The organism is Prochlorococcus marinus str. MIT 1013, from assembly GCF_027359395.1.
GTDB classification, from domain to species: Bacteria; Cyanobacteriota; Cyanobacteriia; order PCC-6307; family Cyanobiaceae; genus Prochlorococcus_B; species Prochlorococcus_B marinus_E.
Window position 1 is genome coordinate 1639430 of the sequence record NZ_CP114778.1, and the last position, 17985, is coordinate 1657414.

The 17985-nt window shown below is 35.8% G+C and carries 18 protein-coding genes and 1 tRNA gene; 11 read left to right on the forward strand and 8 right to left on the reverse strand.

What is annotated here, in order from left to right; all coding sequences use genetic code 11:
• The first annotated feature begins 19 nt into the window (after positions 1–19).
• The 3 genes from O5633_RS09345 (at position 20) to O5633_RS09355 (ending at position 1964) form a co-directional block, all read left to right on the forward strand.
• Complete coding sequence (locus O5633_RS09345; protein WP_269609413.1) at positions 20–703, forward strand: ABC transporter ATP-binding protein; 684 nt, start codon at positions 20–22, stop codon at positions 701–703.
• A 29-nt stretch (positions 704–732) separates the two neighbouring features.
• A tRNA-Asn gene (locus O5633_RS09350) sits at positions 733–804 on the forward strand.
• Positions 805–1166: 362 nt separating this feature from the next.
• On the forward strand, positions 1167–1964 hold the full coding sequence (locus tag O5633_RS09355) for a response regulator transcription factor (protein WP_269609414.1): 798 nt from the start codon (positions 1167–1169) through the stop codon (positions 1962–1964).
• Here O5633_RS09355 and O5633_RS09360 read toward each other — a convergent pair.
• From O5633_RS09360 to O5633_RS09370, 3 genes are read right to left on the reverse strand one after another with little or no spacing between them, the layout of a single operon-like run.
• The gene (locus tag O5633_RS09360) at positions 1961–2920 is read right to left on the reverse strand and encodes a DNA polymerase III subunit delta' (RefSeq protein WP_269609415.1); all 960 of its coding nucleotides are present in this window, start codon (positions 2918–2920) and stop codon (positions 1961–1963) included. The two genes, O5633_RS09355 and O5633_RS09360, sit on opposite strands and share 4 nt — an antisense overlap.
• A gap of 1 nt (position 2921) precedes the next feature.
• Positions 2922–3557 carry a dTMP kinase gene (gene tmk / locus O5633_RS09365; protein WP_269609416.1) on the reverse strand — a complete coding sequence of 212 codons (636 nt, stop codon included), beginning with the start codon at positions 3555–3557 and terminating at the stop codon, positions 2922–2924.
• Positions 3554–5884 (reverse strand): heavy metal translocating P-type ATPase, encoded by a 2331-nt coding sequence (locus O5633_RS09370; RefSeq protein WP_269609417.1) that lies wholly within the window; start codon positions 5882–5884, stop codon positions 3554–3556. The genes tmk and O5633_RS09370 overlap by 4 nt, the downstream gene beginning before the upstream one ends.
• Positions 5885–6044: 160 nt before the next feature.
• Between O5633_RS09370 and O5633_RS09375 the strand changes: the two genes are divergently transcribed.
• Positions 6045–6566: a photosystem I assembly protein Ycf3 gene (locus tag O5633_RS09375; RefSeq protein ID WP_269609418.1), complete on the forward strand. Its 522-nt coding sequence runs from the start codon at positions 6045–6047 to the stop codon at positions 6564–6566.
• Positions 6567–6582: 16 nt separating this feature from the next.
• On the opposite strand, the gene radA is transcribed toward O5633_RS09375, so the two are convergent.
• Positions 6583–7962: a DNA repair protein RadA gene (gene radA, locus O5633_RS09380; protein ID WP_269609419.1), complete on the reverse strand. Its 1380-nt coding sequence runs from the start codon at positions 7960–7962 to the stop codon at positions 6583–6585.
• A gap of 107 nt (positions 7963–8069) precedes the next feature.
• Here radA and rpaB point away from each other — a divergent pair, with 107 nt between their 5' ends.
• The 5 genes from rpaB to O5633_RS09405 are packed head-to-tail and all read left to right on the forward strand — an operon-like array spanning position 8070 to position 12826.
• Positions 8070–8816 carry a response regulator transcription factor RpaB gene (gene rpaB / locus O5633_RS09385; RefSeq protein ID WP_011294133.1) on the forward strand — a complete coding sequence of 249 codons (747 nt, stop codon included), beginning with the start codon at positions 8070–8072 and terminating at the stop codon, positions 8814–8816.
• A 4-nt stretch (positions 8817–8820) separates the two neighbouring features.
• The gene (gene plsX / locus O5633_RS09390) at positions 8821–10143 is read left to right on the forward strand and encodes a phosphate acyltransferase PlsX (RefSeq protein ID WP_269609420.1); all 1323 of its coding nucleotides are present in this window, start codon (positions 8821–8823) and stop codon (positions 10141–10143) included.
• A gap of 53 nt (positions 10144–10196) precedes the next feature.
• Positions 10197–11213, forward strand: a complete 1017-nt coding sequence (locus tag O5633_RS09395) for a beta-ketoacyl-ACP synthase III (RefSeq protein ID WP_269609421.1) — start codon at positions 10197–10199, stop codon at positions 11211–11213.
• A gap of 27 nt (positions 11214–11240) precedes the next feature.
• The gene (gene fabD, locus O5633_RS09400) at positions 11241–12137 is read left to right on the forward strand and encodes an ACP S-malonyltransferase (protein WP_269609422.1); all 897 of its coding nucleotides are present in this window, start codon (positions 11241–11243) and stop codon (positions 12135–12137) included.
• Positions 12138–12139: 2 nt separating this feature from the next.
• The gene (locus O5633_RS09405; RefSeq protein ID WP_269609423.1) at positions 12140–12826 is read left to right on the forward strand and encodes a lysophospholipid acyltransferase family protein; all 687 of its coding nucleotides are present in this window, start codon (positions 12140–12142) and stop codon (positions 12824–12826) included.
• Between the two features lie 31 nt (positions 12827–12857).
• Here the strand turns inward: O5633_RS09405 and tsaB are convergent, their stop codons facing one another.
• A complete protein-coding gene (tsaB, locus tag O5633_RS09410) occupies positions 12858–13586 on the reverse strand; it encodes a tRNA (adenosine(37)-N6)-threonylcarbamoyltransferase complex dimerization subunit type 1 TsaB (RefSeq protein WP_269609424.1) in 729 nt (242 codons plus the stop codon).
• Complete coding sequence (locus O5633_RS09415; protein WP_269609425.1) at positions 13547–13798, reverse strand: Ycf34 family protein; 252 nt, start codon at positions 13796–13798, stop codon at positions 13547–13549. The genes tsaB and O5633_RS09415 overlap by 40 nt, the downstream gene beginning before the upstream one ends.
• Positions 13799–13827: 29 nt before the next feature.
• On the opposite strand from O5633_RS09415, the gene O5633_RS09420 reads away from it, so the two are divergent.
• On the forward strand, positions 13828–15021 hold the full coding sequence (locus O5633_RS09420; RefSeq protein ID WP_269609427.1) for a CCA tRNA nucleotidyltransferase: 1194 nt from the start codon (positions 13828–13830) through the stop codon (positions 15019–15021).
• A gap of 66 nt (positions 15022–15087) precedes the next feature.
• Positions 15088–15519 carry an RNA recognition motif domain-containing protein gene (locus O5633_RS09425; protein ID WP_269609428.1) on the forward strand — a complete coding sequence of 144 codons (432 nt, stop codon included), beginning with the start codon at positions 15088–15090 and terminating at the stop codon, positions 15517–15519.
• A 10-nt stretch (positions 15520–15529) separates the two neighbouring features.
• Here O5633_RS09425 and O5633_RS09430 read toward each other — a convergent pair whose 3' ends face one another.
• Both O5633_RS09430 and pds read right to left on the reverse strand, forming a co-directional pair.
• On the reverse strand, positions 15530–16468 hold the full coding sequence (locus tag O5633_RS09430; RefSeq protein ID WP_269609429.1) for a phytoene synthase: 939 nt from the start codon (positions 16466–16468) through the stop codon (positions 15530–15532).
• Positions 16469–16544: 76 nt separating this feature from the next.
• Positions 16545–17939: a 15-cis-phytoene desaturase gene (pds, locus tag O5633_RS09435; protein WP_269609430.1), complete on the reverse strand. Its 1395-nt coding sequence runs from the start codon at positions 17937–17939 to the stop codon at positions 16545–16547.
• Positions 17940–17985 lie beyond the last annotated feature (46 nt).

A 17985-nucleotide genomic window follows, 5' to 3' on the forward strand; every position in this document is an offset into this window, starting at 1 on the left:
AAATAGGAGTGATCTAATTTTGGAACCAACTGGGTCTCGCTTTTTGGAATTCGATCAAGTTTCTTTTTCTTGGCCCAATGGAGTCAACGTTCTTGATCAATGCTCTTTTTCAATTTTAAAACCTGGTTTGTGGATGCTGGTAGGTGAAAATGGAAGTGGTAAAAGCACCTTATTTCGCTTAATCAATGGAGTAATTCCTCCTAAAAGCGGAAAAATTTTCTGCTCTCTAAAACCATCAATGGTTTATCAAAATCCAGACCATCAATTGCTTATGCCAACATGTAAAAGTGAGTTGATGCTTAGCATTCCTAAAACCATTCCTCATAGCAATCAATATGATTTGATTCAATCCGCTCTTGAAAAAGTGGACTTAGGCGAAATGTTAGACAGACCTATTCACACCTTAAGTGGTGGTCAAAAGCAGCGTTTAGCTATTGCTGGAGCAATTGTGAGCAATTCAAATTTACTTTTACTTGATGAGCCCACAGCGCTATTGGATCCTAAAAGTCAAAATTCAGTTTTGAAAGTTATAAAAAAACTGACTAGTTCCTCCGCTGATCCAATTACAGCAATATGGGTTACTCATCGTTTGGAAGAATTAAATTTTTGTGATGGTGCAGCAATTGTTAAAAATGGAGGTATTAGCAGGTGGGATTCTGGTTCAAAAGTGTTCCAACAATTAAAATCACTTGCCCTTAGGTAGCTGGCAAGGGTAAGTTCTTAATGGTGTAATCCTCGGTAGCTCAGCGGTAGAGCGATCGGCTGTTAACCGATTGGTCGCAGGTTCGAATCCCGCCCGGGGAGTTTTAAAAGTAAGTGGAAATTTGTTTATCAATCTGAATAGATTGTGCTAACTATTGAGCAGCAAAAAAATTTTGTTTTTCAAGATAAAACCAAATTTTATGAATTTTTTTATTATCGATTTTTATGAAAGTTTTGAGAATTCCTTAACAGTAGAGCCTTGGAATCTGAAGACTTTCTAAAGACAGTTGAGAGGTTTTTTGTCTTTTTCAGGATAAAAAATTAGTGATAGCAACTAATCTTGTCGATTAGGCCATGGAAAACCTAATTTCCCGAATTCTGCAATAAAAACAAAATTTTGAGAGAATCATATGAATCTTTAGTAATCGCAATTGCGGATACTTTTTTAACTTGGGCAATTATTAATGAAGCCTTGCATTTTACTCATTGAAGACGATCAAGACATGAGAGATCTGGTTGCAGGGCATCTTGAGCACACTGGTTTTGATGTCCAGAAAGCTGAGGATGGGATCAAGGGCCAAGCGCTTGCTCTTCAATACGCCCCTGATTTAATTCTTCTTGATTTAATGCTTCCAAAAGTCGATGGCTTAACTCTTTGCCAACGTTTAAGAAGAGACGAGAGAACATCTGGTATACCTATTCTTATGATCACTGCTTTAGGTGGTATCAAGGATAAAGTTACGGGTTTTAATTCTGGTGCAGATGATTACATAACAAAACCATTTGACCTAGAGGAATTACAAGTCAGAATCAAGGCTTTGTTGAGAAGAACTAATCGTGCTCCACTGGGCAGTAATAATCAGCAAGAAATACTTAATTACGGACCCCTTACACTTGTTCCTGAAAGATTTGAAGCTATATGGTTTGAATCGCCAGTGCGTTTGACACATTTGGAGTTTGAATTGCTTCACTGTTTAATGCAAAGACATGGGCAGACAGTTGCGCCCTCATTAATTCTCAAAGAAGTTTGGGGTTATGAACCTGATGATGATATTGAAACAATACGAGTTCATGTAAGACATTTAAGAACCAAGCTTGAACCTGATCCTCGAAAACCAAGATTCATTAAAACTGTTTATGGAGCTGGATATTGCTTGGAATTACCTACTGGGGAAAAAATAAATGAAATTCAACCATTGATTATTGAAGCCAGAGAAGCGAGTTCTTTGAAAAAAAATACTGATGAAAGAGTTATTGCTTAATTAATAAGATTCATTTCTAATAAAGTTACTTCCCAAGCAAGTCTTGGTTGTACATAAGCTAATAATTGTTTTCTTAGTTCTTCGAGTTTTTTAACGATAGACGAATCTTTTTCTTTTTTCCAAACTCTGTGTTGTTGAAAATTAATAAACCAAAGCTGTTGCTCTAAATTAAGTTCATCAGTTATTTCTTTTGCTAATTTTAGTAACTCTATTGGATTAGTTAATTTGATTTCTAGCTTTTGTCTTAAAGGACTTGATATGGCTAACCAATATTGAAGGTTGAGTTGATACCTTCCTGGTGATCCATATGAAAAATCTATCAATTCTTTAATTTCTTCATTAGGAATGTCATCTGCTTTTTGAGTAACTTCTAATGTATTAATAATTTTATTTACTTGATTATGATTTAAGCGAATAAAAGGGACTGTTTGACATCTTGATCTTATAGTTGCTAATAATTTCTCCGGTCTTTGAGTGATAAGAATAAATAATCCTTTATTTGGTTCTTCAAGAGTTTTTAATAATGCATTTGAAGCAGATTCATTTATTCTCTCAATATCTTCAATTATCACTATATTTCTCTCTGATTCTAATGGCTTTTTGCCTAAGAATTCTATTATTTCTTTAATTTGATTTAGTCTTATTTGCGGGGGTGATTTCATATTTATACTTTCTGATCTTGCATTGCTCTGAGAAATACGTTTACCTTGCACTATGTAAGAAGGTTCTATCCATAATAAGTCAGGATGATTATTAGTTTCTATTCTCCTTTTTGTAGTTTCATTATCAAGGCATTTATCAAGAATTGCTTTGATAAATACTTTTGCAGTTTTTATTCTTCCAACTCCTTCTGGTCCAGAGAATAAATAGGCTGGAGGAATATGTTTTTTAGAAATAGCAGACTCTAAAATTTTAATAGCTAAGTCTTGTCCATATATATTTTTAAAATCATCCATTTTATTTATTTTTTAATAACTTTTTTATCTCAGATTGAATCTCGGAAAGGATTTGATCTTTAGAGTTTTTGGCAGATATTTTTTTCCATTTATTGTCCTCAGACAATTCATTAAAGCCTAAGGATACATTCAATAAAAACTCTCTACCTTCTTTTTCCATGCGATCATCTTTTGTACTTCTTCTTCTTTGTATGCTCTCTTCAACAGGTATGTCTAATAGAAATGTAATATCCGGAGAAATACCCTGAGTAGAAATCGTTTCGAGATTTTTAATTAACTTGATATCTAACTTTCTTCCATAGCCCTGATAAGCAAGTGTGGAGCCACAAAATCTATCGCTTATTACCCAATCTCCTTTTTTTAAAGATGGGCGAATAATTTCATTAACATGTTGTGCTCTATCGGCGGCATAAAGTAAAAGCTCAGTAATTGAATCAGGGCTTTTTTCTTTAGAAGTATCTAGTAGAAGTGATCTTAAGGATTTTCCCAATTTCGTCCCTCCTGGTTCTCTAGTGACAACTAATTGATTATTTTCAGGAATAAGATCAGTGCCGATAAGCCATTTTGATACTTGATTAATTTGAGTGGTTTTTCCAGAGCCATCAATACCCTCAAATACAATAAATTTTCCTTTCATTTTGACTTCAAAGATAAAGCATTAAATACAACACTTATTGAGCTCAAAGCCATAAGAAGAGCGGCCAAGGGAGGGGATAGCAATAAGCCAGTCGATGGTAAAAGTAATCCTGCTGCGATCGGTAAAGCAATTAAGTTGTATCCGAATGCCCATGCAAGGTTTTGTTTTATTTTCAGCATTGCTTGTTTTGAAAGTTGTAAAGCATTTGGAAGTGCTTCCAAGTTTTCCCCGAGCAAAACAAGATCAGCAGAATCTTGAGCGATTTGAGTTCCTGTGCCTATCGCTACACCTAAGTCAGCAGCAGCAAGAGCTGGGGCATCATTAATTCCATCACCTATCATTGCAACTAAACCATTATTTTTTAATAAGTTCAATTTATTTAGCTTGTCTGAAGGTAACATTTGCCATTCAATTTGATTTGAACTGAATCCTAATTTTTCTCCTAAAGATAAAACTGCGGAGTCTCTATCTCCACTGAACAAACTCAATGAAAACCCTCTTGATCGTAATTTATTAATTGAAAGGAAGGCATCTTTTCTCAATTGGTCATCAATCAAGAAAAAACCTAATAATTTGTTCTCTAAAGCTACGGCAACGATTGATTGAGCTTTTCCTTTTGAAAGCTGGAAATTTGTTTCAATCCTTTCATTCCATTCAATTCCTTCACTTTTAATCCATTCGGGAGTTCCGACTCTTATTAATCCTTCCAAATTGCAAATTTTGCCAGCTAAGCCTTTACCTGCATACGTAGTTGATGTTGACACTTTTTCTAGTTTAATTTCCTTTTTGTAGGCTTCTTGAATAATTGCTTGGGCAAGAGGATGCCTACTCTCTTGTTCAATACTTGCTGCCAAACTGAGCATGAAATCTTTAGTTGACTCTTTGTATTCCCAGTAGCCAACAACTAAAGGTCTTCCAATTGTGAGTGTCCCTGTTTTATCAAAACAAATTTGACTTATTTTTGATGCCATTTCTATGACATCCCCACCCTTGAAAAGCCAACCTCGTTTAGCAGCTTCACCTGAAGCAACAGTTATTACCGTTGGGGTGGCAAGCCCTAGAGCACATGGACAGGCAACAACTAAAACAGCTATTGATAATTGAAATGAGAGACCAAGTGGAGTTTGAGGTGTATTTATTAAATGTTCATGCAAATGATGGCTTTGCATCAAACCTGAATTAGAGACTTCTAAAACTTCTGGCCATATTCTTGTACCAATTCTCCACCAAAAAAGAAAAGTCATTAAAGCAAGAGTTGTCACCCCATAGCAGAATATTCCTGCGACTTTGTCTGCTAGTCCCTGAATTGGTGCTTTTCTAGCTTGGGCTTCTTCAACTAAACTTATTATTTTAGCTATTGCAGTTTCAGATCCTATTTTTTGAACTTCTAAAATAATTGTTGACTCTAAATTTAGGCTTCCAGAGGGTAGCTCGACGCCTGGTGATGCTTCTAAAGGCAAAGACTCACCAGTTAAACTTGAGACATCTATGGCAGAATTACCCATAATTACCAAACCATCAACTGGGATTCTGTCTCCAGCTAATAGTTGAATTTTTTCACCTGGTCTAAGTGCGCCAATTCTAATTTCACGAATTTCATTGTTTTCTAAAATTAGATTGGCTGTTTCGGGTTGTAAGTTTGCTAATTCTTTTAATGCAGTTCCTGTGTTGACTCGTGCCCTTTCCTCTAAAAAACGACCCAATAATACAAATCCAAGCAGCATGACTGGCTCATTGAAAAAACATGGCCAACCAACTTTTGGCCAAATCAAAGCAATTATGCTTGCTACGTAAGCACTCAATACACCAAGGCTAACTAAGGTATCCATAGTTGGTGTAAAAATGATTGCCGACTTTAGACCTGCATTTAGGATGGATCTACCTGGGCCGAGTAAAGCAAATGTTGCTAGTGAAGCATGAAAAGGTAAAGAACCTATGAGTGGAAAAGATAATTGTTGACCCTCTACTAAATGTCCCATTCCAGAGAGTATTAGCAATGAAGTGGCGATTATTAGTTGTCGCCATTTATTCCATAAATTTTGATTTTCGTTTGTCTCTAATTCGATATTCTTTGAAATTGTTTGATAATCTCTTTCTCTGGAAGGAAACCCCTTAGATGTAAGAGTTTTTATTACATCAGTTAAGGAATTTTTCGGTTCTTTAATTTCTATAAAAGCAGTTTTTGTAACTAAATTAACGCTTGCATTATTTATGTTTGGGTCATTTTTAAGTATTTTTTCAACTGCCTGTACACAACTTCCGCACTTCATTCCATCTACTTCAAGCAGAATTGAATTCTTGCTTTGGGCAATCTTTTTGTTGCTCAAGGGAATATAAATTCTTGATACTTATTCTAAATTTAATAAATAAAAAGCATATTGCATTCATTTAATAATTTATTAATACATAAAAATTAGTTTTATTATTTCTATCCATTTATTTATTTCCAGACAAGATAGAATTATTTCTATTGAGATTGGTTCAATCGTGCCTCGAAGTCAAAACAAAGACAATTTTCTTGATAAGGCCTTCACGAAGATGGCTGAAGGGATAGTTAAAGTGATGCCAATCGCCTCGAAAGAAAAAGAAGCCTATCTCTATTATAGAAAAGGTTTAGCATCTCAAAATGATGGAGATTATTCTGAAGCTCTTGAATATTATGAAGAGAGCTTGAAGCTTGAGGATAATCAAGTTGATAGAGGAGAGACATTGAAAAATATGGCAATTATTTATATGAGTAATGGAGATGAAGAGAGGGCAATAAATACTTATATAAAAGCTTTGGGGCAAAATCCCAAGCAGCCATCTTGCTTAAAAAATATGGGACTAATTTATGAAAAAAGAGGCAGAATTGCTCAAAGAAATGGGAATCAAGATGAAGGTGATATCTGGTTCGATAAGGCTGCTGAGGTCTGGAGTAAAGCTGTTCGTTTATATCCAGGAGGGTATCTAGATATAGAAAATTGGCTCAAGACGACAGGTAGAGGAAATGTTGATGTTTATTTATAAACAATTAAATCGTGTATTAAATATTCTTTAAAGCATAAATTAATGCTTGATTTATATTCGAAGCTTGTATTATTTTAAATTTTGCAGTTGTTTGGAATTCACTTGTATCTATTCCCTCTGGGATAATTAATTTCTTATATCCAAGTCGAATAACTTCATTAATTCTTTGTTGCATCTGTCTGACCAATCTTAATTGACCAGCCAGACCTATTTCTCCTATGAATACAACTCCTTCTTCTAGCTCAATATCTTTAAAGCTCGATACTATTGCAGCAGCTATTCCAAGATCAGCCCCTGGTTCTTCTACTTCTAACCCTCCTGCAACCGCCAGATAGCAATCATATCTAGATAGCGAGAGATTCATATTTTTTTCTAGAACTGCCAAAATCTGATGAAGCCTGTTGATCTCAACACCAGTGGTGGTTCTTCTTGGACTTGCATAACTAGTCGGATTTATTAGTGCTTGTATATCTATGGCTAATGGTCTAGTACCTTCGCAAGTAACAATCGTTGAAATTCCTGGAGCAGAGGTTTTGCTTAAAAATAATTCGCTTGGATTAGATACCTCGGATAATCCATCTGCATGCATTTCGAAAACACCAAGCTCACTAGTAGCACCAAATCGGTTTTTTATCCCTCTAAGCAGTCTGTGAGAAGCAAATCTATCGCCTTCAAAAGTAAGTACGGCATCAACAAGATGCTCAAGAACTTTTGGCCCGGCTAACATTCCATCCTTAGTAACGTGCCCGATGATCAAAAGAGATATATTTTTTCGTTTTGCAATTTGCTGTAACGCAGCTGAGCATTCTCTGACTTGAGCTACTGAGCCAGGAGAACTTGATAGATTTTGATCATGCAATGCTTGAATGCTATCTATAACAGCAACATCAGGTTTCAAAGAATCTAGTTCTTTTAAAATTAGCTCTAGATCTGTTTCTGCGAGTAAATGAAGATTGGACTCACATTCTTCAATTCTATTCCATCTGAGTTTTACTTGTTGAGCCGACTCTTCAGCAGCTACATAAAGGACCGATCTTTGATGAGCCATTTTTGTAGCACTTTGCAAAATAAGAGTGCTTTTCCCAATACCTGGGTCTCCCCCAATTAATACAAGTGATCCAGGAACTAAACCACCTCCAAGTACTCTGTCTAATTCTTCGTATCCACTTGGTATGCGGTCAATTATTTGTTTTTTTGTCTGGCTTATTAACTCTGAACGATAAGGAGATTTCTCTTTTGCAGAATTAATCTTTGTGTAAATAGATTTATCTGATTTTTTATTAATTTTTTCTTCTATTATCGAATTCCATTCTCCACAATTGTTGCAGCGCCCAAAGAATTGCCTGGTTTGAGCACCACAACTTTGACAGACATAAATAGAGACAGAACGAGACACTTAGTTGTAAAAAGGAAGTTGGCTGTAGTTGAATAAAGATAGTGATCTTTAATTGTTGGTGAAACTGCACTTAAGATCTTGTCGCAGCCGCCAAAGCTAAGAAACAAATGACGGCCACAAGTCCCTCAAAGGAAACCATCCTCGTAGCTGATGATGAGGCAAGTATTAGGAGGATCCTAGAAACTCGCCTATCTATGATTGGCTATCAGGTAGTTACTGCTTGTGATGGAAATGAGGCACTGGATCTTTTCAGAAATTGTGAGCCTGATCTTGTTGTACTTGATGTCATGATGCCTAAATTAGATGGATATGGCGTATGCCAGGAACTTAGAAAGGAATCAGATGTTCCAATAGTCATGCTGACAGCATTGGGAGATGTTGCTGACAGAATCACTGGTTTAGAGCTGGGCGCTGATGATTATGTTGTCAAACCATTTAGTCCAAAAGAATTAGAAGCCAGGATCAGATGTGTTTTAAGAAGAGTTGAAAAAGAACAAATCGCTGGACTACCTAATTCAGGTGTGATTGCGGTTATGAACTTAAAGATTGATACAAACAAACGTCAGGTTTATAGAAATGATGAACGAATTAGATTAACAGGTATGGAATTTAGTCTTTTAGAACTGTTGGTAAGTCGTTCAGGAGAACCTTTTAGTCGAGGTGAGATTCTTAAAGAAGTATGGGGATATACACCTGAAAGGCATGTTGATACAAGGGTAGTGGATGTTCATATTTCTAGATTGAGGTCAAAACTTGAGGATGATCCAGCAAATCCAGAACTAATTCTTACTGCCAGAGGAACAGGTTATCTTTTTCAAAGAATTGTTGATTCTATGATTCCTGAAGGATCATAAATTAGTGGAAAAAAATTACCAAAATAATAAAACTAATCGTTCTAAGGCAATTAGACGATTGGTTATTTGGTATCGTCGAAACTCAGCTGTTACAAGCCTTGTTGATACAGCAACCAGCTCAGCTACTGCAGCAAGTAATGTTGCTGGAACAGTAGTTTCTAATGCTGGTTCTGTTGTTACTAGTGCAGGATCAATAGCTAGAAGTACATTAGAACCATTTGTATTTGATCCTCTTAGAAGGCTACAAGGTGGCGAAAGTACAGTGGATAAGCATGAGATTCAAGATTCCGAAAGAATTTGGGTTGCTGTAGATGGAATGGGAGGAGATTTTGCACCTGGAGCTATTCTTGATGGATGTTTAAAATCTTTGTCATTGCTTCCATTGAAAATTAAATTTGTAGGTGAAATTGAGAAAGTAGAAAAAGCAGCCATTGAGTTTGGCTTAGAAGAATCTTTAGAAAAGGCTATAGAAAATGGAAATTTCGAATTAATTCCTAGTGGCCTTTCAGTTGGTATGGATGAAGAAGCGACTTCAGTGCGTAAAAAAAAGGATGCGAGCATAAATATTGCAATGAAATTGGTTAAAGACGGAAAAGCTATGGGTGTTTATTCAGCTGGAAACTCTGGAGCAATGATGGCCTCAGCGATTTTCAAGTTAGGACGTTTAAAAGGGATTGATCGTCCAGCAATTGGAGCCTTATTCCCAACTAAAGACCCTGGACAACCAGTATTGGTTTTAGATGTTGGAGCAAATATGGATTGTAAACCAACCTATTTGCATCAATTTGCTCTTCTAGGCAATATCTATTCTCGTGATGTCTTGCAGGTAGAAAAGCCAAGAATAGGATTATTGAATATCGGAGAAGAATCCTGCAAGGGTAATGATCTTTCTCTAGCAACTTATAAACTTTTAAATGAAGAGGAACGTTTTTGCTTTTCAGGAAACTGTGAAGGAAGAGATGTGTTGTCAGGTGATTTTGATGTTGTGGTTTGTGATGGATTTACAGGAAACGTTTTGCTGAAATTTTTAGAGTCAGTAGGAAGTGTTCTTTTAGGAGTTTTGAGAGCGGAGTTACCAAGAGGAAGAAGAGGCAAAGTTGGTTCTGCTTTTTTGAGAAATAATTTGAAACGAATAAAAAAACGTTTAGATCATGCCGAACATGGTGGAGCCTTACTTCTTGGAATTAATGGGATTTGTGTTATTGGTCACGGAGGAAGTAAAGCTTTATCTGTTTTAAGTGCTTTAAGAGTTGTTCACTCAGCTGCAAGCCATGGAGTGATGGATGATTTAGCTGATTTAAATAAACCAGATGTTTTAAAGGTCTGATTGGAACGGTCCTAACATGTGATTTACTTATGAAATGAGGTCTTTTTTTAGATTTGATTAGTAATTCTCAATGGGACTCAGGAATATCTTTTGTGGGGTGCGGAAGCGCTACTCCTCAACAGATAATCAATAATGATCAACTTGGTCAGAGAGTAGATACTAGTGATGATTGGATTCAAAGTAGAACGGGAATTGGTGAAAGAAGGGTTATTGGAGAAAATGAATCTTTGATTGATTTGGCTACAGATGCTGCTTTGAATGCTTTGAAAATGGCTAATTGGGATGTAAAAACTATCGATTTAATAATTCTTGCAACATCTACCCCAGAAGATTTATTTGGCTCGGCGCCTAAAATTCAAGCAAATATAGGGGCTTCGAATGCAGTTGCTTTTGATTTGACTGCTGCTTGTAGTGGTTTTTTATTTGCCTTGGTAACTGCATCACAATATTTAGCTTCTGGTTCCATGAAAAGAGCTGTTGTGATTGGAGCAGACCAATTATCAAAATGGGTTGACTGGGATGATAGAAAGACCTGTGTTTTGTTTGGAGATGGTGCAGGAGCACTAGCCTTTGAGGCCACTGGTGATAAGAGTGGTTTAATTGGATATGATTTGAAATCTGATGGAAGAAGAGGAGGTTGCTTAAATCTCTCTCAATCAAATGATTTTTTAGATTTAGTTGAAGGAGCTACCCATCAAAAAGGGGAATATTTTCCAATCAAAATGGAGGGAAAGGAGGTTTATAAGTTTGCAGTTAAAGAAGTTCCAATCATTCTTGGAGAACTTTTAGACAAATATCAAATTGAGTCTAAGAGTATAGATTGGTTACTATTACATCAGGCTAATCAAAGAATTCTTGATGCTGTAGCTTCAAGATTTTCAATACCATCAGAAAAGGTGCTTTCAAACTTGAAACACTATGGAAATACCTCTGCAGCAACGATTCCATTGATGCTTGATGAGGCAATTAGAGATCAAAGAATTAAATCAGGGGATTTAATAGCTTGTAGTGGATTTGGTGCTGGCTTGAGTTGGGGAGCTGCTTTGTTTTATTGGCATGGTCCCTATTAGGCTGTTAAAAAATTAATCAAGAAAATCATGACTATTGCCTGGGTCTTTCCTGGACAAGGTTCTCAAAAATTGGGTATGGCAAATTCGTTACTTGATTTGCCTGGCTCTATGGATAGATTTGAATTAGCGTCACAAATTCTTGGAAGAGATCTTTGGAAAATCTGTAACGGTGAAGATATTCCTAATGAACAAATATTTGATTTAAATGATACGAGAAACACTCAACCCGCTCTTTTTGTTGTTGAGTCACTATTAGTTGATGATTTAAAAAGACAAGAAAGGAAGACTAAAATAATTGCAGGTCACAGTCTTGGAGAAATAGTTGGTCTTTATGCAGCAGATGTTCTTGATGCGGAGAAAGCATTGTTGCTATTAAAGAAAAGATCTGAATTGATGGCAGAAGCAGGAGGAGGCTCAATGATTGCAGTATTGGGTTTTGATCGAGGTGAATTAGATGATTTGATTAGGGAAACTGATGACGCTTCAATTGCTAATGACAATAGTGAATCTCAGGTTGTTTTATCTGGTTCCCCTGAAGGAGTTAGGAAAGTAGCTGATAATTTAAAATGTAAAAGAGCAATTCCACTAAAAGTTTCAGGGGCTTTTCACTCAATATTTATGACTGAAGCATCGAAAAGTTTTTCTAAAGAATTGGATAAATTAACTTTTAAAGATGCTCAAGTTCCTGTTCTTAGTAATGTTGATCCAACTCCAACTTTAAAAGGTGACATCTTGAAAGAGCGCCTAAAAAAACAAATGACTACTGGAGTTAGATGGAGAGAGACTATGGATGTGATGAAAAATGAAGGAATAACTACAATGGTTGAAATTGGACCTGGCAACGTACTTAGTGGTCTTGCTAAACGATCAATGAAAGGTGTTCTGACAAGTCAAGTTTCAAATGCAAGTGATTTGGGTTATTGATTTTGGAACCATCCAGGGCAGTTAAGGGAGTTAAAAAAATCAACAAAATTAGGCCTCGACAGAGTTTTGTCTATTTTTGTGTAAGTTATCTATTGGTTTTTCCTGTTTTTCGTTTGTTGTTTAGAGGTAAAACTATAGGAATTACTAAGTTACCAAAGGTTGGTGGAATTGTAGTTGTATCTAATCATGGATCTCATTTGGATCCTCCTATTTTGGGCCATGCTTTAGGAAGACCCGTGGCTTTTATGGCAAAATCTGAACTTTTTAGAATACCTATTTTATCAAAAATAATTTCAGCTTGTGGTGCCTATCCAGTTAAAAGAGGAGCGGGAGACCGAGAGGCATTAAGAACAGCCTCTAATCGATTAATCGACGGTTGGGCTACGGGTGTATTTCTGGATGGTACCAGACAAGAAAATGGAAGAGTTAATGATCCCAAAGCAGGGGCTGCTCTTCTAGCTGCAAGGACAGGTTGCCCTATCCTTCCTGTGGCAATTGTTAATAGTCATAGGGCTTTCCCAAAAGGATCTCTTCTTCCCAGATTTGTATCTATTCACTTAAAAGTTGGTGAATTAATTCAACCACCTCCTACAAGGAAAAGAGAAGATTTAACATCAACAACTAAAGAAATTCAATTGGCCATAAATTCAATGTTGGACAAAGGTCTAATCCAGCAGATCAGAAATTAACCTACTACAATTAGATTAGAAAAATTTGAATTTATAGATTATTATTTTTATTATCTACTGGTGAAGTTGGATAGATGGGTAATGTGGCTCTCCAATGAGAATTGACTTTTAAGTTGTGACAATGTTGAGAAAAATTCATTAGTGAAATAATATCTTTTTCCATATTTTTAGAGACATTGATTGAAGGATATATTTCTTTTTCATTAATTATTAAATGAGGAGAAATAAGTTCACTAAATTCATGAAAATTTGACTCTTGGTGAACTTTAATTAATTTATATTTTCCTGCTACAAATCCTCTACGAGGTAAAATATCTTTTATCCAAAATGGATTATTGATTGAATTTTTATCAAGGTTTTTGTAAAGTCTTGGCGCCATCAAATGAAAGGAACTCATCGAATCTAATGGACAATCAATTTGTTGTGCAATTGTCCTAGCCATTGAAATGGTTAATCTTGTACTTGTAAAACTTCCAGGACCTTTTGCGACTGCAATACGATTTATTTGCTTCCATGATTTTCTCGGTAAAATTTTTTCTATACAATTAAATAATTTGTTGGACAATGAGCGACCGATATTAAATACTTCCCATTTTGCAAGCGATTCTGGATTTTCAATATCCTTAAGGCCAATGCTAAAGGATTCTGAGCAACTGTGTAAGGCTAATAAATATTTTGAATTTAGTGTATAGAAATTTTGCAATGGTTTTACTATAATTATTACTTTGGAATTTCTTCTCCAGGACGCAGTCTGCTCCATTTCCCTTGATCTAGACTAAAACTATCACACCCCCTGACATCCCATTCTATTCCTATTTTGCTATCAGGCGTATCCAAAATATTGATATGTATTTTTGGATTACTGCCTTGAAAATCGGGGTTTTGGGTCAGGTGTTTGACTCCATGATTTTCTTCAACTGTGTAGTAGGTCTTGCATCTATCTACCCAGGCACAATCAACACAGATGCACATAGCTATTAAATTAAAATCTAGGTGTCATTTTGATAATTAATGACAGATTACTATTAAATGATCTTTTTAGAGATTTAAATCCAAAAGATTGGCCAATAGACATAGCTGATCTGCCTGCTGGAAGTGCTTTAGTGGGCGGTTCGATAAGAGATGGACTATTGAACAAATTGAGACATAAACCTGATTTGGATTTTGTTATACAAACAAATGCTATTAAGTTCAGCGAAAATTTATCTAAAAAGATTAATGCAACTTTTATAAAGCTTGATGAAAAAAGAGATATTGCTCGATTAGTTGTGAATGGATGGACTCTAGATTTTGCTCGACAAGCTGGAGAGAATCTCAAAGATGATTTATTAAGACGTGACTTTAGAATTAATGCAATTGCTTTAAGGCTTGAAGAAAGGCCAAAAATTTATGATCCAACTGGAGGAATGGATGATTTAAAACGTAAGAAAATTGTTGCAATAAGTGAGAAGAACTTAATTGATGACCCATTGAGAATTCTTAGAGGTTTTCGATTAATGTGTGAATTGAATTTTGATTTAGAGAAAAAAACCAAAAAATTCCTAAAAAATAATATTGATAAATTAAGTAATGTTGCGCCTGAAAGGATAAAAATGGAAATTTTTAAAATAGTTAATTCAAAATGGAGTTCTTCAGCTTGGCAAACTTATTTAGAGCTTCAATTATTGAAAAATTGGAAAGAAGATAAGCTTCCTTATCACGAATTAAAAAGAAAAGAAATTTTATTAGGAGAACCAATGCATGGAAGCTTTTTAGCAAAACTTATATTTTTACTTAGTGATGATGGTTTGTCGTATTTGACGTTTAGTAAAAATGAAATAAAAAGATGCAAGAACCTGAGGTTTTGGGTTCATAAAATTACCAACTTAGGTTTAGATAATCTTTCAGAGGATGAAAGGTTCCAACTTCATATTGATTTGGAAGAGGATTTGCCATCTTTAATTCTTTTTTTGAAAGAAAAATATATGAATGTTTGGCTAAAGCGCTGGAAAGACGCCTCTGACCCCCTCTTCCACCCTTCTTCTCCTTTGAATGGCTATTTACTTCAAAAAGTCTTAAAAATACCCCCTGGCCCCTTTTTGGGAGAACTTATGAGGCATCTTTCAAAGGAAAAAGCTTATGGACGATTTTTTACAAATGAACAGGCTTTGGAGGTCGCTCGTAAATGGACCCTAGAGAATTCACCCTTTTTGTGATTAACTACACACAAATCAAATTAATCTCGGCCGTATGCCGTCGTCTTTTTATCCCCTTTTTTTTAAATGAGTGTTCGCCTTTACATCGGTAATTTGCCGCAGAATGTCAATGTTAAAGAACTTGAAGCCCTTCTTACTTCAATAGGAGATGGCATCAAATTTAAAGCTGTTTTTGATAGAGAAACCAAGGCTTGTAGGGGATTTGGTTTCGCAAATATAAAAGATGAGAAAGTTGCAAATGAACTAATTGAAAAATTAAACGGCCATGAATTTAGTGGTAATAAATTGAGGGTTGAACGTTCTGAGCGTAAAGATTCAAATTCTGGTAACTCAAGAAGAGGAGCAAGTTCTAACAATGGAAATAAAGGCTCTAATCGTAAAGATGTTAAGAAAGTTGTACATAGTGATGCACCAATGAAAGAAGCTCCAGATCCAAGATGGGCTGGAGAGCTATCAAAACTCAAGGATCTTTTAGCGAATCAAAAAACACCTGTATAAATATAAATACTCAATTAATTAGTGTTCTTAGTTTGTATTTTTCATCATTAATAGTCATTAAATAAGAGATGGGTAGGTTTATAGCTTTAACCCATCCCTTTACATATGCACGATTGTTAAAGACGTCATAATCTAATTTTTCAATTGAATTAAGTATTCCGCTATATAGCCTTAGAGAGGTCCATATAGGCCACCTTGCGTCTATTGAGAGCCATTTGATGCCCTCCTCAGATTTAATAAACCAATCTCTTGCTCTGGCTAATTGAAATGACATAAGTGCTTTCCAGTTTTCATTGATGTTCCCATTCATTAAATCTTCTTCTGAATAATTAAATTTATCTAGATCCTCTAGTGGTAAATATATCCTTCCTCTTCCTCTATCTTCTCCAACATCTCTAAGAATATTGGTTAATTGATTCGCAATGCCTAGGGCAATCGCAGCTTTTGAAGTATCTGGTGAAGGCTTGTTTGGATTCGATGTATATGCAGCATCAATTCCTATTACACCTTGGGTCATTAATCCAACTGTTCCAGCGACTCGATAACAGTAGAGTTCAAGTTCTTCAAATGTTTTGTATCTTGTTTTATCTAGGTCCATTCTCTGTCCTTCAATCATGTCGATATAAGGCTGAATGGATTGAGGGAATTTTTGAAGAGTATCAGCTAAGACTGCATCAAGATCATCTTCAGCATTTCCAGCAAACACTTTTTTTGTTTTGTCTTCCCATTTGTTTAGTCGATCTGATAATTCATTCCTAGATTTTTTTTGTGCTTCATTGCTATCCATTAATTCATCAGTTCTCCTGCACCAAACATAGATAGCCCAGATTGCTTTGCGTTTAGCTGTGGGCAACAACATTGTGCCAAGGTAGAAGGTTTTAGCCCATAGAGCAGTTTCCTTTCTACAAGCCTCGTAGGCATCCTCTAGATTCAAAGAAGGCTTAGCCAAAATTAATAGTTTGTAAGTTTTTGGTTTTCAATTGTCTATTGAATTGAAGTATTTAAAAAAGATTGTTGCTGATACATTAAGACTTGGCAGAAATTATGTCAGTCGAGTTTTGTATCTTTTCTGCGCATAGCTTTCCACTTAACACGGCACCTTCCATGGAAGCTAGATAGCGCTGCATTGTGTAATCACCGGTTAAGAAAAAGTTTCTTATGGGAGTTTTTTGATCAGGTCTTAAATCTTGGCAGCCAGGAACGGCTTTATATACTGATTGAGGAGTTTTAATGACCTTATATTTGCGTAACTTAGCTTGATTTGCCCCTGAAAAATGCATGGGGAAAAGTTTGATCAATTCTTTCATTGTCGCATCAATTATCTCTTCATCTTTGCGACTGATCCAGTCTTTTGCAGGGGCAAAGACTAATTCGAGCATTGATCGATTTGGATCTTCATATTCTTTACAGGTAATACTCATGTCAGCATAAACACTCAAGAGAGGAGATCTACTAAATAATAGGTGGTCAATATTTGTAAGCTTTCGATCGAACCAAAGATGAATGTTGATAACTGGAACTCCTTTAAGTCCCTCAAGTTTCCTGAAAATTTCTTTAGAAGCCCATTCATTAGGCAGTAATGTTTTGAAAATATCTACTGGCATTGCACTGACATATGCATCGGCTTCAATTTCTTTCCCATTGGATTCTTTAGCACTGCCTATCAAGAAATTATCAACACATCCATCTTCTTTTAAATTAATTTTTCTGAGCGGACTATTTAAAAAGACGTCGCCTCCTGAGGCTTTTATATGATCAACAATTGGTTGACAAAGTCTTTCTGGTGGAGCCCCATCAAGGAATGCCATCTTTGATCCATTTTTTTCTTGTAAGAAGCGGTTTAATGCGGTCAACAAGACTGTTGATGATATTTCATCAGGACCTATGAAATTCAGTGCCTTACTCATTGCAATAAAAACTTCATCATTTACTCTTTCAGGAATATTTTGTTTTTTTAGCCACTCAGTCCAAGAGTATTTATCACATTCCTCTACATAATTTTGACCTCGCAGCATAGCTGGTATTAGTCCTAGGCCAAACGAAATCTTTTCTGGCCAGCTAAGCATGTCGTTGTTGCTTAAAATTGCTGCTACTCCATTAACTGGTGCAGGCAGATCAGGGAAATCGAAGCGACTATATGTGCCAGGATCTTGAGGTTGGTTGAAAATCATTGAATGACTTTTCCATTGAAGACGATCTTCAATATTTAATTCTTTAAAAAGCTGAAGCATGTTTGGATATGCTCCAAAAAATATATGTAGTCCAGTCTCATACCAATCTCCATCTTCATCTTTCCAAGCAGCAACTTTTCCGCCTAGTACGTTTCTTGCCTCATAAACTAATGGTGTATGACCTGCATCGGCTAAGTATTTTGCACATGAGAGTCCAGCCAATCCAGCTCCAGCGATTGCTACGCGCATACTTAAATAAAAGAGTATTTAACAACTTTAGTGATTAAGACCGCCC